Origin of the sequence: Segatella copri, from assembly GCF_003465495.1 — a bacterium.
Lineage (GTDB): Bacteria > Bacteroidota > Bacteroidia > Bacteroidales > Bacteroidaceae > Prevotella > Prevotella copri_G.
Window position 1 is genome coordinate 410 of the sequence record NZ_QSAV01000016.1, and the last position, 15,551, is coordinate 15,960.

The 15,551-nt window shown below is 46.2% G+C and carries 13 protein-coding genes and 1 pseudogene; 8 read left to right on the forward strand and 6 right to left on the reverse strand.

What is annotated here, in order from left to right:
* On the forward strand, positions 1-398 hold a 398-nt coding region (locus DWV53_RS06245; RefSeq protein WP_259318928.1), incomplete at its 5' end, for a mobilization protein.
* 92 nt (positions 399-490) lie between these two features.
* On the opposite strand, the gene DWV53_RS06250 is transcribed toward DWV53_RS06245, so the two are convergent.
* Positions 491-1,456: a CfxA family broad-spectrum class A beta-lactamase gene (locus DWV53_RS06250; protein ID WP_004339683.1), complete on the reverse strand. Its 966-nt coding sequence runs from the start codon at positions 1,454-1,456 to the stop codon at positions 491-493.
* A 109-nt stretch (positions 1,457-1,565) separates the two neighbouring features.
* On the opposite strand from DWV53_RS06250, the pseudogene DWV53_RS16440 reads away from it, so the two are divergent.
* Positions 1,566-1,673: pseudogene (locus DWV53_RS16440) on the forward strand (IS982 family transposase); the annotation flags it as partial.
* Between the two features lie 270 nt (positions 1,674-1,943).
* Here the strand turns inward: DWV53_RS16440 and DWV53_RS06260 are convergent.
* From DWV53_RS06260 to rho, 5 genes are all read right to left on the reverse strand, one after another.
* A complete protein-coding gene (locus DWV53_RS06260) occupies positions 1,944-3,026 on the reverse strand; it encodes a site-specific integrase (RefSeq protein WP_118119345.1) in 1,083 nt (360 codons plus the stop codon).
* A gap of 124 nt (positions 3,027-3,150) precedes the next feature.
* Complete coding sequence (locus DWV53_RS06265) at positions 3,151-4,083, reverse strand: helix-turn-helix domain-containing protein (protein WP_118152420.1); 933 nt, start codon at positions 4,081-4,083, stop codon at positions 3,151-3,153.
* 310 nt (positions 4,084-4,393) lie between these two features.
* Positions 4,394-5,794: a tRNA uridine-5-carboxymethylaminomethyl(34) synthesis GTPase MnmE gene (mnmE, locus tag DWV53_RS06275; protein WP_118152424.1), complete on the reverse strand. Its 1,401-nt coding sequence runs from the start codon at positions 5,792-5,794 to the stop codon at positions 4,394-4,396.
* Positions 5,795-5,805: 11 nt separating this feature from the next.
* Positions 5,806-6,678 (reverse strand): nucleoside phosphorylase, encoded by an 873-nt coding sequence (locus tag DWV53_RS06280; RefSeq protein ID WP_006846571.1) that lies wholly within the window; start codon positions 6,676-6,678, stop codon positions 5,806-5,808.
* Positions 6,679-6,939: 261 nt separating this feature from the next.
* Positions 6,940-9,138 (reverse strand): transcription termination factor Rho, encoded by a 2,199-nt coding sequence (gene rho / locus DWV53_RS06285; protein WP_118152426.1) that lies wholly within the window; start codon positions 9,136-9,138, stop codon positions 6,940-6,942.
* A 150-nt stretch (positions 9,139-9,288) separates the two neighbouring features.
* On the opposite strand from rho, the gene DWV53_RS06290 reads away from it, so the two are divergent.
* The 6 genes from DWV53_RS06290 to DWV53_RS06315 all read left to right on the forward strand — a co-directional run bounded on the left by DWV53_RS06290 (position 9,289) and on the right by DWV53_RS06315 (position 15,492).
* The gene (locus tag DWV53_RS06290; protein WP_118152428.1) at positions 9,289-11,112 is read left to right on the forward strand and encodes an ABC-F family ATP-binding cassette domain-containing protein; all 1,824 of its coding nucleotides are present in this window, start codon (positions 9,289-9,291) and stop codon (positions 11,110-11,112) included.
* Between the two features lie 91 nt (positions 11,113-11,203).
* A complete protein-coding gene (gene yihA, locus DWV53_RS06295; protein ID WP_022120663.1) occupies positions 11,204-11,809 on the forward strand; it encodes a ribosome biogenesis GTP-binding protein YihA/YsxC in 606 nt (201 codons plus the stop codon).
* A gap of 29 nt (positions 11,810-11,838) precedes the next feature.
* A complete protein-coding gene (locus tag DWV53_RS06300) occupies positions 11,839-12,822 on the forward strand; it encodes a Gfo/Idh/MocA family protein (protein WP_118152430.1) in 984 nt (327 codons plus the stop codon).
* A gap of 155 nt (positions 12,823-12,977) precedes the next feature.
* Positions 12,978-14,051, forward strand: coding sequence for a DUF4421 domain-containing protein (locus tag DWV53_RS06305; protein WP_118152488.1), 1,074 nt, complete (start codon positions 12,978-12,980; stop codon positions 14,049-14,051).
* A gap of 18 nt (positions 14,052-14,069) precedes the next feature.
* A complete protein-coding gene (locus tag DWV53_RS06310; RefSeq protein WP_118152432.1) occupies positions 14,070-14,930 on the forward strand; it encodes an N-acetylmuramoyl-L-alanine amidase-like domain-containing protein in 861 nt (286 codons plus the stop codon).
* Between the two features lie 25 nt (positions 14,931-14,955).
* Positions 14,956-15,492, forward strand: coding sequence for a hypothetical protein (locus DWV53_RS06315; protein WP_117694203.1), 537 nt, complete (start codon positions 14,956-14,958; stop codon positions 15,490-15,492).
* Positions 15,493-15,551: the final 59 nt, after the last annotated feature.

Below are 15,551 nucleotides of genomic sequence, written 5' to 3' on the forward strand. Positions count from 1 at the left end.
GCCCACAGGCAGGGTTCGCAAGCTGTCGAAGTCTGTCACGGCTCGCCAGAATCATAGACAAGGCTTTCAGGTGGTTTCCGATGTTCAGGGAAATGCTGCGCATGGAAAAGTTTTGTGCCATGCTGGGATTCTCTAAAGAAATGACTGAAAGTCTTATAGTCAAAAAAGAAGCCCTGAAATGTAGCGGTAAAATCTATTCCGAGCAACACAGGCGGAACTTTGATATAAAGGATGATATTTTAAGGGTGGAAAATGACCCTGACGATGAAAGCAGGCTGAACCTGACAATAAACAGGAAGCCGATTGCCGACTGGTTCAGGGAGCAATGGCACAGGCTTAGATATGGAGCAAGAGTGCCGCAACAGGAAGAAAGAAAAAGTAGAGGATTCAAATTATAATAGAAGCAATTTGATTAGTAATCTAAAAGCACTCCGATAACGATTAGAGTGCTTTTAGATTGTTTATCATTAATTATCAAAGCAAGTGCAGTTTAAGATTTTACTGAAGTTTGCATTAATAAAGAATATACTACAGCTGATATATGCGCAACATATTGTGACGCTTGTGATTCATTTCCCTTGAAATCCTTAACAAATACCGCTAAGGTATAACTGATATTATTAGGCAGACATATATAGGCAACATCATTGTGAGCTGCAAGAACACCATTTTCATTAACATAACCTGAACCTGTCTTATGCGCTATAACAACCCCTTCTTTATCAAGAAGTGGAGCTGCTATCCTATCTACACCTGTTTTGCATTCTTTTAACGTATTCTTAATGAAACTTTGTTTCTCATCATCGATAAGACCTTCAGTAAACAAACGATTCATCAACATTGCAGCACCAAGAGGAGATGTATAGTTAGAGTAAGCCTTGTTATGGTCAGCCGACATTTCCTCTTCCGTATAAGCTATCTGAAAACTTGAACGAGGAATGAGTGTAGCTATAAAACTATCTGTTTGAGCGACATTAACCATATCCTTAAACATAAGGTTGCTTGCATTGTTGTCACTCTGAGTAAGAGTATAACGCAGCAAATCTCTCACTGTCAATGATATGACTGGCCCTGAATAATCTTTCAGCATAGGACTCCAAGTCTTTGGGTCAAGTTTATCCCTATTTATATTTACTAAGGTATCAAGTGAAATTCCTTTATTGTCAAAGTCATTACAAAGAGCTAATGCCTGATGAACCTTAAACACACTCATCATAGGATAAACACTCTTATTATTGACCTTAACCGTATCTCTGTTATTAACAATAACCGCCACACCAATTTCGCCAGGACAAGCTGAGACAATTTGAGAAATGCTATCAGTCAAAACATTTGTTAAAGGAGGATTTGCGCTATCTTTTGTCGCTGATTTATGGAACAATGAAAATACCAAGATGAAAATGCAAACTAAAGCTATACTCAAAACTACGATTTGTTTTTTTCTGTTTTTTTCCATGTTTATATTATTTATATTTGTTTGACGAGAATATCTTTATTTGCCGACAAAGGTACATAATTTTACGGAAAAAACCCGTTGGCGGAATTAAAATAATAGTTAAATTTATATGAAAGAAAAGTTGTACATACAAGAATTTATTTGTAACTTAGTGTTGCTCAATACATTAAGTTATAAAATCAGTATGCACAACTTATATACAAATTTCGTAAAAATCCCTTGAATATCTGCTGTATTCCGTCGTAATTTAGACAAAATAGAAATATAATCTGCAAAAATGGAACTAAGCAATTGATTTCCCAATATGGGAAGATACATATATGCGTTTATGAATATGTTCTTTTTGCCATACTCTTAAAATGACATTACATGAAAATTACTGTTGGTAACTACTCTTTTACCTTTGCAAAGACTAATCTTAATATTTTGTAAAATCACAGCATAAAATGTTGTTTTTCAGAAATTAGATTTAACTTTGCACTCGAAATCAAAGCGTTCTTTGTATATTGCAAAGTTGTGAAAGAAAAAGAATATAGCTCGTTTCTAAATCGTTAGCAGTCACATTCTTTAAAATACTCAACTCGCTGATATTCAATAAATAAAAGAATTTACTGTGACTCAAGCAATGGAATGAAAATGGCTTGGTGATTCCTGCCTTCTTCAACCATGCTTTAAGGGGATGGTTAATCATGCTGCGCTTCAATCCCTTGAACACGATACCCGTGCTTGGTTCACCACATAGTTCGTATGCCTCGTTGCTGATAGGCAAGGTTGCCTCGGTCTGAGTCTTCTGGGTACGAATACGCAAGCAATAGCCTTGGTCGGGAGCTATCTCGAAGTCTTCCCAACGCAATTTTAAGATGTCGCTGATTCGCAATCCTGTGAGGCAAGCAAAGAGGGAGGCAGACTTCAGTACAGGTATATCGCAAGGAGTAGCTGCCAACTGCTTTACTTCATCGAGGGTAAGAAACTCCTTCTTTACATCTTGTGGCTCAATCTTGTCCAGATAGTCATTGATGTTCTCACGCAGCCACTTGTCACGATAGGCGATTTTTAAGAGACCACGGAAAGTAGAGTAGTAACCTGCTGCAGAGTTGAGAGATACCTTTTGTTTTGTTCGATTCAACTGATTTGCATTCAGAAGATACTCTCTGAACTTTTTGCAAAGTTCCACTGTCACATCCCCAAATGTACAATGACCTTGAACAAATTTGAAGAAATGCTTGTAGACACATGTCCACTTGTCATCTTTCTTATGTGTCATCTTCTCAAAGTATGCCAAAAAATCTGCTTTCTGTCGTGTTTTGTCCAAAAAACCAAATTCTTCATTGATGAGTGATTGGGTTCTGATACAACGGATGGCCTCTGCTTTGTTGAGCATATCTGTATTAAACTCACGTTCCATCTCATTCTTAGGATGAGCATAGATATAGATACCTAAATATTCCCTGCGACTCATTTGCATAGTCTCAGGGTTGCGTACTGGTGGATAGAAATCCAAATAAAGAGAAATACGGTCGTTTTTAATCGCTCTTTGGCGAAGAGAAACTCTTGTACATGTATTTACCATGATGTTTACTTTTTATAATGTGATACTTATGTTTCATATATGATCCCGTATTAAGAGATCTTTGAAATCGATTGCAAAATAATAGAGTTATGTAATGGGGTACAACTTAACCTTTTGATAACCGCTAAATAACCTTAGGCTTGCCGATAGCTTTCTCTAAATCTCGCTTGGAAATCTTGATATACTTGCCAATCTTCACCTTTTCAATAGCGTATTTCTTGATACGCTTATAAATCTGGTCCTGACTTAAACCATACAACTTCATGGCCTCCGGTATTGTATAATAAAGTTGGTCTTCTACGGATTCACCTTTTGCCAATTGTACATGACGCTTGGAATACAGAACATTGTTACCTTCCATTTTTCTTGGAATAGCATTGTGACTAACGAAACTATATACGGCTGTTTTCGTCATACAATATTTCTGTTGAATGTCCATAACAGTCATCCATTCACTGATGGTTGGATCTGGAGACAGGTGTGCAAAATAATCATCCACCTCTTTCTTGTTCCAATATACTCTTCCTTGTATGGATATTCTTGAAATCTTGACTTTCTTGACTATCTCATAGATGGCCGTCTCGTAAGTGTTGTGGACTTCTGCAATTTCCTTGGCAGAGTAATATTCTGGAACAGGTAGCTCTCGGTTTGCATGAACTGCTTCTTTTGAAGCACTCTTTTTTGTGGTGTATGGCAAACTATCAACAAAATAATCTATATCTCGCTTTCTGATTAAAGATAAACGAGAAGTAATCTTGGATGCTCGCAACTTACCACTATACACCATATTATATATGGTCTGTCTGCTTAGTCCCAAAAGTATAGCGACCTCTTGAATAGTGAGGTATTCTTTCATGAGGATTTCAGACATGGATTTCTCGGAAGCTTTTCGGTGGCTCATTGTCTCAGCCATCTTTACTTTCTCCTCACGTCTTGCTGCCTTATAGGCATAACTGTTGCATTGCTTGGAGCAATAACGAGTTGTGGATTTTGATGCATAGAAGCTCTTCCCACAATACTCACAAATTTTTAGAATTCTTTCTTTGCTTGCTGTCATTTGTACGCTTTTTATACTTTTTTACTTAATTTATGGAATTAAAAGTCGTCTGTCATTACCCCGTTTTCTTTCAATAGTCTTATATCATCGTCCATCATTGTCCAAAACTCTCGGCAATCTTGCATTCATTTGCCAAAAATGGAGTCTCAAATTATTACTTTTGAAAAGTGGAGGTACAAGAGCGGTACAAAAAGGTGCTAAAAAAGCCTTACCATTGATTATAACCAATAGTAAGGCTAAAAAGAAAGGTGCTCATTTTGAGCACCTTAACTATCATTTGTTGTCGATATTAATCGTTGTTTATCACGACTTATTTCCCGATGCAAAAGTGCTTGAAGATATTATTTAGCGTTTCCTGGCTACTAATCTGTCCTCCAGTGATTTCGCCTAATTCTTCCAATACCATTTTCAGGTCTTCGGCGATGATGTCGCCGCTCATGCCCATTTCCATCGACTCCAATACTCGGGAGAGGGAATTGTGGGCACGGAGTAGGGCCTCGTTGTGGCGGGCACTCGTTATGATGACGTCGTTCTCGGTAATCTCAGGAATATCAGCGGCTTTTACTAATGCCTGCTCCAGGGATGAAACATTCTCGCCTGTGCGGGCACTGATGAAGAGTGGGGCTTCTGATTCACTGGAATCTGAGCCACAGGAATGGGTGAATTTATCGAACGCAAGTTTATCATTCTCAAGTTTATCCATCTTATTAAATACTACCAGCAGCTTCTTGCCTTGGTTCTTCAGCTTCATCTCCTCGATTTCTGAGGCTGACGGCTGCTCATCTAATAGCCAGATTACTATCTTCGCCTCTTCCATCTTCTGGAAAGTGCGCTCTATTCCGATGTTTTCTACCACATCATCCGTCTTGCGGATTCCGGCTGTGTCAATAAAGCGGAAGGTGATTCCGTCGATGAGGGTGGTGTCTTCGATTACATCTCGGGTGGTTCCGTGAATGTCGCTCACGATTGCCTTCTCCTCGTGGAGCAGACGGTTGAGCAGGGTGCTCTTGCCCACATTCGTCTTGCCTACGATGGCTACGGCTACTCCCTGCTTCAGGGCATTGCCGGTTTCGAAGGAGTGGGCGAGGGTGGTAATCTTGTGATTGATTTCTTCGGCTAGTGCCTGGAGTTCGCTGCGGTCGGCAAACTCCAGTTCTTCGTGGTCGCTGAAGTCGAGCTCCAACTCCAGGAGCGAAGTCATCTTTAATAATTTTTCGCGAAGGAGGGAGAGTTCGTTGCTGAAATGGCCCTTCAGTTGGCTGAGCGCCATCTTGTGGGTTGCCTTGTTGGTAGAGGCGATGAGATCAGCTACGGCTTCTGCCTGAGAGAGGTCCATCTTGCCGTTGAGATAGGCACGACGGGTGTATTCGCCCGGTTCTGCCTGGCGACATCCTACCTCCGTAAATCGATGGAGAACCTGCTGAAGAATGTATCGGCTGCCATGACAGGAAATCTCGGTGGAGTTCTCGCCTGTATAACTGTGGGGTGCACGGAACACGCTCACCAGTACATCATCGATGGTGTTGCCATCCTTATCCTTGATTTCGCCATAATGCAGAGTGTAGGGCTTGGCTTCTTCCAGGGATTTGCCGTTGGCAGACTGGAAGATTTTGTCGGTGAGGGTAATGGCGTCGGAGCCACTGAGTCTGATAATTCCGATAGCACCGCTGGCTGGGGTTGCCAGGGCGCAGATACATTCTTCTTGATTCATTTTTTTATTGTTTAAATTCTATCTAATACAACCTTGATGAGATTGTCGATGGTGCTCTTGTAGCCGGTGTTGGCGCTGAGGGCACGGCGGTTGGCGATGACCATGCAGCAGGTTAATGCCTTATGACCGAGGAGAAGGGAAAGACCGGCGAGGGCAGAACTCTCCATCTCGAAGTTGTTGACGCGCAGACCGTTATACTCGAAAGCTTCAATCTTCTGATTAAGTTCCGGGTCGGCAAGTGGGGCACGGAGTTCGCGGCCCTGAGGTCCGTAGAAACCGCCACAGGCTATGGTGATTCCACGAACCATATCATCGCCGGCTATCTGGTTGAGCAGTTCCGGATTGTTGTCTACACAGTATGGGTTGCCAATCTGGTCGTTCCATTTTACCTGGCGCTTGAATTCTGCCTCTGTTTCGAGGTCGCAGATTTCGTTGCGACGGGCATAGAAGTTGATGAGTCCGTCGAAACCGATGCTCTTCTGCGAGGCTACGAAGGTTCCGGCAGGGCAGTTGAGCTGCAGGCCGCCGCAGGTTCCGATGCGCACGAGGGTGAGCGTGGTGTGCTCGGGTTTCTCGGTGCGGGTTTTGAAATCGATGTTCTTCAGCGCATCGAGCTCGTTGACTACGATATCGATATTATCGCATCCTATTCCGGTGCTCTGCACAGTGATTCGCTTGCCTTTATATGTGCCGGTGATGGCGTGGAATTCCCGACTTGAAACTTCGCATTCCTTCTCATCGAAATGGGAGGCTACGAGGGCTACGCGACCTGGGTCGCCAACGAGGATTACTTTATCAGCCACTTGTTCCGGGCGAAGATGAAGGTGGAAGCAGCTTCCGTCTTCATTGATAATCAATTCTGATTCTGCAAAATATTTGCTCATGGTTCTTTTGATTTTAAGTTATACATTATTTATATTGGGGCTTTGCGCCCCCTCTGTGTTTAAGATAAGCAAAGATACGAATAAAAAATGAAATGCGATATTTTTTTAATGATTTTAAACAGTAAAAAAACACGAAGGGCAAATCCCGAAACTGGAACTTGCCCTTCTCTTTCAAATCTCTCTTCTTTTATATCTAGTAAAGACTGCCGATGAACGGAGCCTTTTGCCGGATATTCAGATATGGTAAACCCGGATGAGGGGTTATGAATTCATAGAGAGCAGGAACTCGTCGTTGTTGCGAGTATGCTGCATATTCTTGTGGATGGTGCTCATCGCCTCGATAGAATTCATGTCGGACAGATACTTGCGCAGAATCCACATGCGGTCGAGCGTTGTCTTGTCCTGCAGCAGATCGTCGCGACGGGTAGACGAAGAAATGAGGTTGACAGCAGGGAAGATGCGCTTGTTGCTGAGTGAGCGGTCGAGCTGCAACTCCATGTTACCGGTTCCCTTGAACTCCTCGAAGATGACTTCATCCATCTTACTACCTGTATCGATGAGGGCAGTAGCGATGATGGTGAGCGAACCGCCGCCTTCGATGTTACGCGCAGCACCGAAGAAACGCTTAGGCTTCTGGAGGGCGTTTGCATCCACACCACCGGTGAGCACCTTACCAGATGCAGGAGCTGTGGTGTTGTAGGCACGGGCGAGACGGGTGATAGAATCGAGGAAGATGACAACATCGTGTCCGCATTCTACCATTCTCTTAGCCTTCTCGAGCACGATTCCGGCAATCTTGACATGGCGCTCTGCTGGCTCGTCGAAGGTAGAGGCGATAACCTCTGCATTCACGGTGCGGGCCATGTCGGTAACCTCCTCAGGACGCTCGTCGATGAGCAGCATCATGAGGTAAGCCTCAGGATGGTTGGCTGCGATGGCGTTGGCAATATCCTTCATGAGGATGGTCTTACCGGTCTTAGGCTGAGCCACGATGAGCGCACGCTGACCCTTACCGATTGGCGAGAAGAGGTCTACGATGCGGGTGCTGAGATTGGTGGTGCGGCGGTCGCCACAGAGATTGAACTTCTCATCAGGGAAGAGTGGGGTGAGGTGCTCGAAAGGAACACGGTCACGAACCTCTGACGGGTCACGGCCATTGATCTTGATGATGCTGGTGAGCGGGAAGTATTTCTCGCCCTCGTGAGGCGGACGCACCTTGCACTCGATGACATCGCCAGTCTTCAGACCGAACTTCTTGACGAAGTTGGATGCTACATAAACATCGTCCGGTGAAGAAAGGTAATTGTAATCGCTGCTGCGCAGGAATCCGTAGCCCTCTGAAATCACTTCGAGCACACCGTTGGATTTCACGAGATTGCTGAAATCGTAGGCTGGTGCTTCCTGCTTGTTCTTGGCTGCAGGGGCAGCAGGTGTGTGCTGGTGAGAAGTCTGCGGAGTGGTAGGACGGTCGAAGATATCGACAGTAGGAATGGCAGCCTGGTCTTCGATAGGAATGTCGACTACCAGGATGAAATCGGTTCCATCGCCCGGATCACCCTTCCAGGTTCCGTCTGCATCGAGTTCTACCTTCATACCTTCAGTATAGTGGATAGGAGCTGACTCCTGTTTCTTATCGGTTGCAGTTTTTTCAGTAGCTTTTTCCTTTGCCTCCTCAGCTGGAGCCGGAGCTGCTGCCGGAGCCGGAGCTGCTGCGTTCTGTGCATTCATCTTAGCCTGGAGCATCGCCTGCAAATCGCCGCTGATGTTAGCGCTCTCAGCGTTTCCGGCAGAGAACTGCTCTTCAGGAACGGCAACTTGCTCAGGAGCAGTCTGCTGGTTATCGGCTGTTGCCTCTTCCGGCTGTTCTGCCTCAGTAGCAGCCTGCTGGTTAGCCGTCTCCTGTGCATCTTTCGCCATCTGCGCTTCTAGCTCGGCTTTTACCGCCTGATGCTTTCTGATGGCAGCTGCTCTGGCTTCTGCAATGGCTTCGAGTTCTGCCTTACTTCTTCTGCCGCGGTGTTTCGGGAAGTTGGCAAGTACCTGAGCCTCGATGTCTTCGCCTGATTGGTTTAGAGTCTGCTTCTGGGCAGCTGATTGTAAACTCTGCTCTGCCGGGCTGAACTGGATTTCTTCCTCAACCGCTGGGGCTGGGGCAGTTTCGCTCATAGCCTGAGGAGCAGTCTCGCCGCCGTTAGGACCCAATACCTGGTTCTTCTGCACGTCGAAATTCTCTCCTTCATTACCGTGTACGGAATAAACACGGTCTTCTTTCTTGGTTGCAATGCGGGTGCGCTTGCGCTTAGGGGCTGCTTCAGGAGCTGGCTGTTCTGCCTGGGCGTCGAGAATGGCATAGACGATAGTTTCCTTGTTATCGCTCTTCTTTACCTTGACTCCCAGTTCCTTGGCAATGTCCTTCAACTGAACGACACTCTTTGCTTGTAATTCTTCTTTGCTATACATATATTATATATTGTATATTAATGATTTTTTTCTGAAATGTCGCGTTTCTGAATGGAAACACGGTATTGATTGATAAATTCGTGTGCAAAGATAATTAAAAAATTTGTTTCTGCCAAATATTTTGCCTATCTTTGCACAAAAAAAATAAAAATGGCTAGTCAAATACCCTATTTAGACGTTCAAAACCTCACCAAACGCTTTGGTGCACAGGTTCTTTTTGATAATATTTCCTTCTCTATCGCTGAAGGACAGAAAGTGGGACTCGTGGCGAGAAACGGCACGGGAAAGTCTACGCTCATGTCGGTGCTGATGGATAAAGAGGGACACGAGAGCGGAGACATCATCTACCGACGCGACTTGAAGGTGGGCTATCTGGAGCAGGCGCCGCAGTTTGATCCGGAAGAAAGTGTGCTGCAGGCGTGCTTCAATCATGAGGATGATCCGGAGAAGGTGCTGAAGGCGAAACAGATTCTCACCCAGCTGCACATTACCAACCTGGAACAGCCGATGGGACAGCTCAGCGGCGGACAGCAGAAGCGAGTGGCGCTGGCGAATGTGCTGATTACGGAACCCGACTTCCTGATGCTGGACGAGCCGACCAACCACCTGGACCTGGAGATGATAGAGTGGCTGGAAGGTTATCTGAACCGCGGCAACAAGACCATCTTCATGGTTACGCACGACCGATTCTTCCTGGACAAGGTGTGCAATACGATTCTGGAACTCGACGACCGCACCATCTACACCTACCGCGGCAATTATGCCTATTATCTGGAGAAGAGGCAGGAGAGAATGGACAATCTGAGAGCCGAAATTCAGCACTCGAAGAATCTCTACCGCAGGGAACTCGACTGGATGCGCCGTCAGCCTCAGGCTCGCGGACACAAGGCAAAATACCGCGAGGATGCTTTCTACGAGCTGGAGAAGGTGGCGAAGCAGCGCATCGAAGACAGGCAGGTAAGGCTGAAGGCTTCTACCGTTTATATAGGTTCGAAGATTTTTGAATGCCAGTATGTGAGCAAGGCTTTCGACGACAGGGGACAGAAGAAGGTGATTCTCGACAACTTCTACTACAACTTTGCCCGCTTCGAGAAGATGGGTATTGTGGGTAATAACGGAACGGGAAAATCGACCTTCATCAAGATGTTGCTGGGCGAAGTTCAGCCCGACAGCGGCAAGTTTGACATCGGCGAGACGGTTCGCTTCGGCTATTTCTCGCAGGAGGGACTGAAATTCCGTGAAGACCAGAAGGTGATTGACGTGATTACGGAGATTGCTGATTATATAGATCTGGGCGGCGGCAAGCACATGACGGCTTCGCAGTTTCTGCAGTTCTTCCTCTTTACGCCCGAGGAGCAGCACAACTACGTTTACAAGCTGAGCGGCGGCGAGAAGCGCAAGCTTTACCTCTGTACGGTGCTGATGAGGAATCCGAACTTCCTGGTGCTGGACGAGCCGACCAACGACCTCGACATCCAGACGCTGCAGGTACTGGAAGAATATCTTCAGGATTTTGCGGGTTGCGTCATCGTGGTGAGCCACGACCGCTATTTCATGGACAAGGTAGTAGACCATCTGCTGGTTTTCAAGGGCGAAGGCGAAATACAGGATTTCCCAGGCAACTATACGCAGTACAGGGAATGGAGCCGGATGCAGGCGAAGGACGAGGCGGAACAGGCGAAACCGGCAAAGAGCGGAAATGCAACGGCAGAAAACGACGGAGCTGGCACGGCCAAGCGCGACGCCAATTTTGAGAACAAGCGCAAGATGAGCTACAAGGAGAAGCGCGAATATGAGCAGCTGACCCAGGAAATAGATGCGCTGACCGAGGAACAGAAGAAGCTGGAAGAGGAACTCTGCAGCGGAAATCTATCGGTTGAGGAACTGACAGAGAAAAGCAAGCGCCTGCCTGAAATCAAGGATGAACTTGATGAGAAGGAAATGAGATGGCTGGAACTGGCTGAAATGCTCTAGACTTTGAGCTTTGAGCGTTGAACATTGAACTTTATGATCAGTTGATGTGTGGCCGTTAATAATAAATATTTATAAAAGAAAAATAGAAAGAATGGAAATTAAGAAATCAGAATTTACAATATCGGCTCCACGAGTGAGCATGTGTCCGAAAGATACGAAGGCTGAATATGCTTTCATTGGCAGAAGTAATGTGGGAAAATCGAGCCTTATCAACATGCTCTGCAACCACAAGGGTTTGGCTAAGACTTCAGCCACACCGGGTAAAACGCTGCTTATCAACCACTTCATCATCAACAATGAATGGTATCTGGTTGACCTTCCTGGCTATGGCTTCGCCAAGCGTTCGAAGACCGTACAGAAGCAGCTGGAACAAATGATAAGCAGTTATATTCTGCAGCGCCAGCAGTTGGCTAATGTCTTTGTGCTCATTGACGTGCGCCACGACCAGCAGAAGATAGACCGCGAGTTTGTAGACTGGCTGGGCGAGAGCGGCGTTCCTTTCTGCATCGTCTTTACCAAGGCCGACAAGTTGGGTCCGGTCAAGGCTCGCATGAATGCGGAGAAATGGATGCATGCGCTGGAAGACCGCTGGGAAGCACTTCCACCTTATTTCATTACCAGTAGTGAAAAGAAGATGGGACGCGACGAGGTGCTCGACTATATTGACGAAATCAACAAATCGCTCGCCGGAGAATAATCTTTCGGGAGAGAATAAACCAACAGAGAATGAAACAGATTAATTGGGGATTTATCGGCTGCGGAGAAGTAACCGAAAAGAAAAGCGGACCGGCTTTCAACGAAGTGGAGGGTTCGCAGGTGGTGGCTGTGATGAGCCGAAGCGAGAACAAGGCACGCAGCTATGCTGAGCGCCATCATGTGCGCAAATGGTACACGGATGCATCGGAATTGATAGAAGACCCCGATGTGAATGCTGTTTACATCGCCACGCCACCTTCTTCTCACGCCATCTTTGCCATCATGGCGATGCGTGCGGGCAAACCCTGCTATATAGAGAAACCGCTGGCAGCGAGCTACAACGACTGCATCCGCATCAACCGCATCAGCGAGCAGACGGGTGTTCCCTGCTTCGTAGCTTACTATCGCCGTTATCTTCCTTACTTCCAGAAGGTGAAGGAGATTATCGAGAGCGGAACCATCGGTAACGTGGTGAATGTTCAGGTGCGCTTCTCGGTTCCTCCGCGCGATCTCGACTTTCAGAGCGGCAAGGAAATGCCTTGGCGACTGCAGCCGGATATTGCTGGCGGCGGCTATTTCTACGACCTGGCTCCTCATCAGATAGATTTGCTCCAGAATCTGTTTGGTGTGATTACCCGTGCGCACGGCTATCCTGCCAACAGAGCGCATCTTTATCAGGCTGAAGATACGCTCTCGGCGTGCTTCTTCTTTGAGAGTGGAATTCCGGGCAGCGGAAGCTGGTGCTTCGTGGGACATGAGAGTGCGAAGGAAGACTGCATCGAGGTGATTGGCGAGAAAGGTTCGCTCTCATTCTCGGTGTTCACTTACCAGCCGATAGAAGTGATTACGAGCGAAGGAAAGAACTTGATTACGGTTCCGAATCCGCCTTATGTGCAGCTGCCGCTCATCAAGAGTGTGATTCAGCATCTACAGGGAATAGGAAAATGCGACTGCACCAGCGTTTCGGCTACGGCTGTCAACTGGGTGCTGGACCGAGTATTGTGGAAGAACTGATTTTTTACAAAATCATCATCAGGATTAGAGCGTAAGTTATGAAGAGATGTTTCTGTATAGTAGGATTTATCTGTTCCCTTGCCTGCACTTCGGCAAGGGCAGGGGAGTCCGTGGATTCTACCATGCTGGGAACGCTCTTCAACAAGACGATGTTCATGTCCAATTCCCAGGACAGCCTCGTGAAAGAGCGCCATCGCAAAACCTTCTTCCATCAGGTGGGAGATGTGTTCACCCGGTTCTTCAGAGAATTCAACAGTACGGATTCGGCTTATATAGAAGACCAGCATTACAATTATACGGTGATGCTGCAGAACACCAATACCTACGAGGAATATACGCTCAGAAACAGCGAAGGACAGAGCATTTCCTTCTCGCCTGATCCTTCTTACCGCCTGGGGCCTTATCTGGGCTGGCGATGGGTGTTTCTGGGTTATACGTTCGACCTGAAGCACATTAATTTCAGGAATAACCACACTAATAAAAAGGAGTTTGACCTGAGCCTCTACAGCAGTCTGCTGGGAATAGACCTGTTCTGGCGACAGACGGGAAATGACTATCATGTTCAGCGGATGAATCTGGGTGAGCACATCGATTGTGCCCCTATCCGCAAGGCTCCTTTCGACGGTTTCAAATCGAGCATCAAGGGATTCAATCTTTATTACATCTTCAACCATCGCCGCTTCTCTTATCCTGCTGCCTATTCGCAGAGTACGGTGCAGCGGAGAAGTGCCGGTTCCATGCTTCTGGGAATAGGTTACACGGAGCATGAACTGGAGGTGAACTGGGATAAATTGACCAATCTTGTAGATGAAAAGCTGAATAAAAATCTGACAAACGGGGGAACTCCGGAAGCCAAGATAGATAGTTCGCTGATGTTCAGCAAGGTGAAATACAGCGATGTGAACGTAACCTGCGGCTATGCTTACAACTGGGTTTTCGCCAAGAACTGGCTCTTCAACGCTTCGCTCTCGGTAGGTGTGGCTTACAACCGCTCGAAATCGGATAATGAAAGGGAACATCTGGATATTACCAACTTCAGTTTCAAGAATGTGAACCTGGATGGAATAGGCCGCTTCGGTATTGTGTGGAACAACACGCATTGGTACGCGGGCGCCAGCACCATCATCCATTCCTATAACTATAAGAAAAAACAGTTTTCTACCAACAATTCGTTTGGCTCACTCAATATTTATGTGGGTGTGAACTTCGGCAGGAAACGTCATCATTAACATATAAAAAGAGAAGAGATGAAAATATTTACGAAAATGGCAGCTGTCGTGCTGGCTTGCGTGCTGGCTGTTCCGGGAGAAGCCAGGGTGAATGTGGTTTATCAGCGGCAGGACAGTCTGCGGATTGTAGGACTGCTGCAGCAGGCAAGGGCGATGAAGAAGAAACCAGCCAGTTGGATGCTCTGGTTCGGCAAGCAGATGGCGGGCGTTCCTTATGTGGGCGGCACGCTGGACCGAACGAAGGAAGAGGTGCTCATCGTGAACACCCGTGAGCTGGACTGCACCACATACGTAGAGATGGTAACGGCGCTCACCCTATGCGCCAAGAAGAATGAGACTTCTTTCTCGGCTTTCTGTGAACATCTCCGGAATGTGCGTTATGTGGGCGGAGAGGTTTCCTATGTGAAGCGCCAGCATTATTTCACGATTTGGATGGATGCAAACGAGCGCGAGGGAATCGTGATGAATATTGCGCCCAATCCTCCTTTCTCGGCCGTTCAGACCGTGAACATCAACTGGATGAGTACGCATGTTTCGAGCTATAAGATGCTTAAGGCTCATCCGGAATGGAAACCGGGAATCAGAAAACTGGAACAGAGTGTGAACGGCAAGCGTTACCGTTATGTTCCGAAGGGCAAGATTGCCAACACGGCAGTTTTCCGCAACGCTATTCATGATGGTGACATTATCGCCATCATTACCAACAAAAAGGGTCTCGACACGACCCACATCGGTATTGCTTCCTGGCACAAAGACGGATTGCATCTGCTCAACGCAAGCAGCATTCACAAGAAAGTGATTGATGAACCGATGACACTTTATACTTACATGCACAAACATCCGGTGCAGATAGGAATCAGGGTTTGCAGAGTTCAGTAAAAAAATATTAGAAAAGAAAAGATAAATGGAAGAGAAAAAGAATTTTGAAGCTATCTTCAAGGAAGATCTTTATCAATATCTGCTGGGTATTGATAAGGTAGATGCTCATTTGCCGGAAGCTCCGGATTTGGAAGAGCTGTGGCAGAAAGTAGGCGAGAGTTATCTGCCTGATGCGATTCGCGAGTTTGCCAAATATCCTACGGTTTCATTGGGTTGGATCATGTATGTAGGAATGGCGCTTGCCAAGTATTGGGATGAGGATTGGGAACTCTACAGCAAGGTAGAGAATCATTATGAATATCTTCGTGATAGAATAGATTTCGACCACATGGATGATTACATCTGCGAAAAGGTTCTGCTGCTGAATGAGGAAGCGCATAAGGCTGTTACGAATGTAGTGGCAGAATGTGCTTCGCGCTCTTACAGCAAGCTGATTCATCTGAATCTGCAGCCTGGAAGCGAGGAAGCCTTCCGTGGTTTCGTTGCTGCCCTTCACCAGATGTTCCTCATGGGAATAGCCGTAGAGCTAAAAATGCTGGGTTACCACATGACTAAAATGTAAAAGAAAGTCCGTAGGCGTTCTGTTAAAATGCCTACGGACTTTCTTACTTATTACTAAAA

What these genes read in the sequence shown, in the direction of transcription:
- DWV53_RS06250 (WP_004339683.1), bottom strand. Translation starts at nt 1,456, where the DNA reads ATGGAAAAAAACAGAAAAAAACAAATCGTAGTTTTGAGTATAGCTTTA.
- DWV53_RS06260 (WP_118119345.1), bottom strand. Translation starts at nt 3,026, where the DNA reads ATGGTAAATACATGTACAAGAGTTTCTCTTCGCCAAAGAGCGATTAAA.
- DWV53_RS06265 (WP_118152420.1), bottom strand. Translation starts at nt 4,083, where the DNA reads ATGACAGCAAGCAAAGAAAGAATTCTAAAAATTTGTGAGTATTGTGGG.
- mnmE (WP_118152424.1), bottom strand. Translation starts at nt 5,794, where the DNA reads ATGAATCAAGAAGAATGTATCTGCGCCCTGGCAACCCCAGCCAGCGGT.
- DWV53_RS06280 (WP_006846571.1), bottom strand. Translation starts at nt 6,678, where the DNA reads ATGAGCAAATATTTTGCAGAATCAGAATTGATTATCAATGAAGACGGA.
- rho (WP_118152426.1), bottom strand. Translation starts at nt 9,138, where the DNA reads ATGTATAGCAAAGAAGAATTACAAGCAAAGAGTGTCGTTCAGTTGAAG.
- DWV53_RS06290 (WP_118152428.1), top strand. Translation starts at nt 9,289, where the DNA reads ATGGCTAGTCAAATACCCTATTTAGACGTTCAAAACCTCACCAAACGC.
- yihA (WP_022120663.1), top strand. Translation starts at nt 11,204, where the DNA reads ATGGAAATTAAGAAATCAGAATTTACAATATCGGCTCCACGAGTGAGC.
- DWV53_RS06300 (WP_118152430.1), top strand. Translation starts at nt 11,839, where the DNA reads ATGAAACAGATTAATTGGGGATTTATCGGCTGCGGAGAAGTAACCGAA.
- DWV53_RS06305 (WP_118152488.1), top strand. Translation starts at nt 12,978, where the DNA reads ATGTCCAATTCCCAGGACAGCCTCGTGAAAGAGCGCCATCGCAAAACC.
- DWV53_RS06310 (WP_118152432.1), top strand. Translation starts at nt 14,070, where the DNA reads ATGAAAATATTTACGAAAATGGCAGCTGTCGTGCTGGCTTGCGTGCTG.
- DWV53_RS06315 (WP_117694203.1), top strand. Translation starts at nt 14,956, where the DNA reads ATGGAAGAGAAAAAGAATTTTGAAGCTATCTTCAAGGAAGATCTTTAT.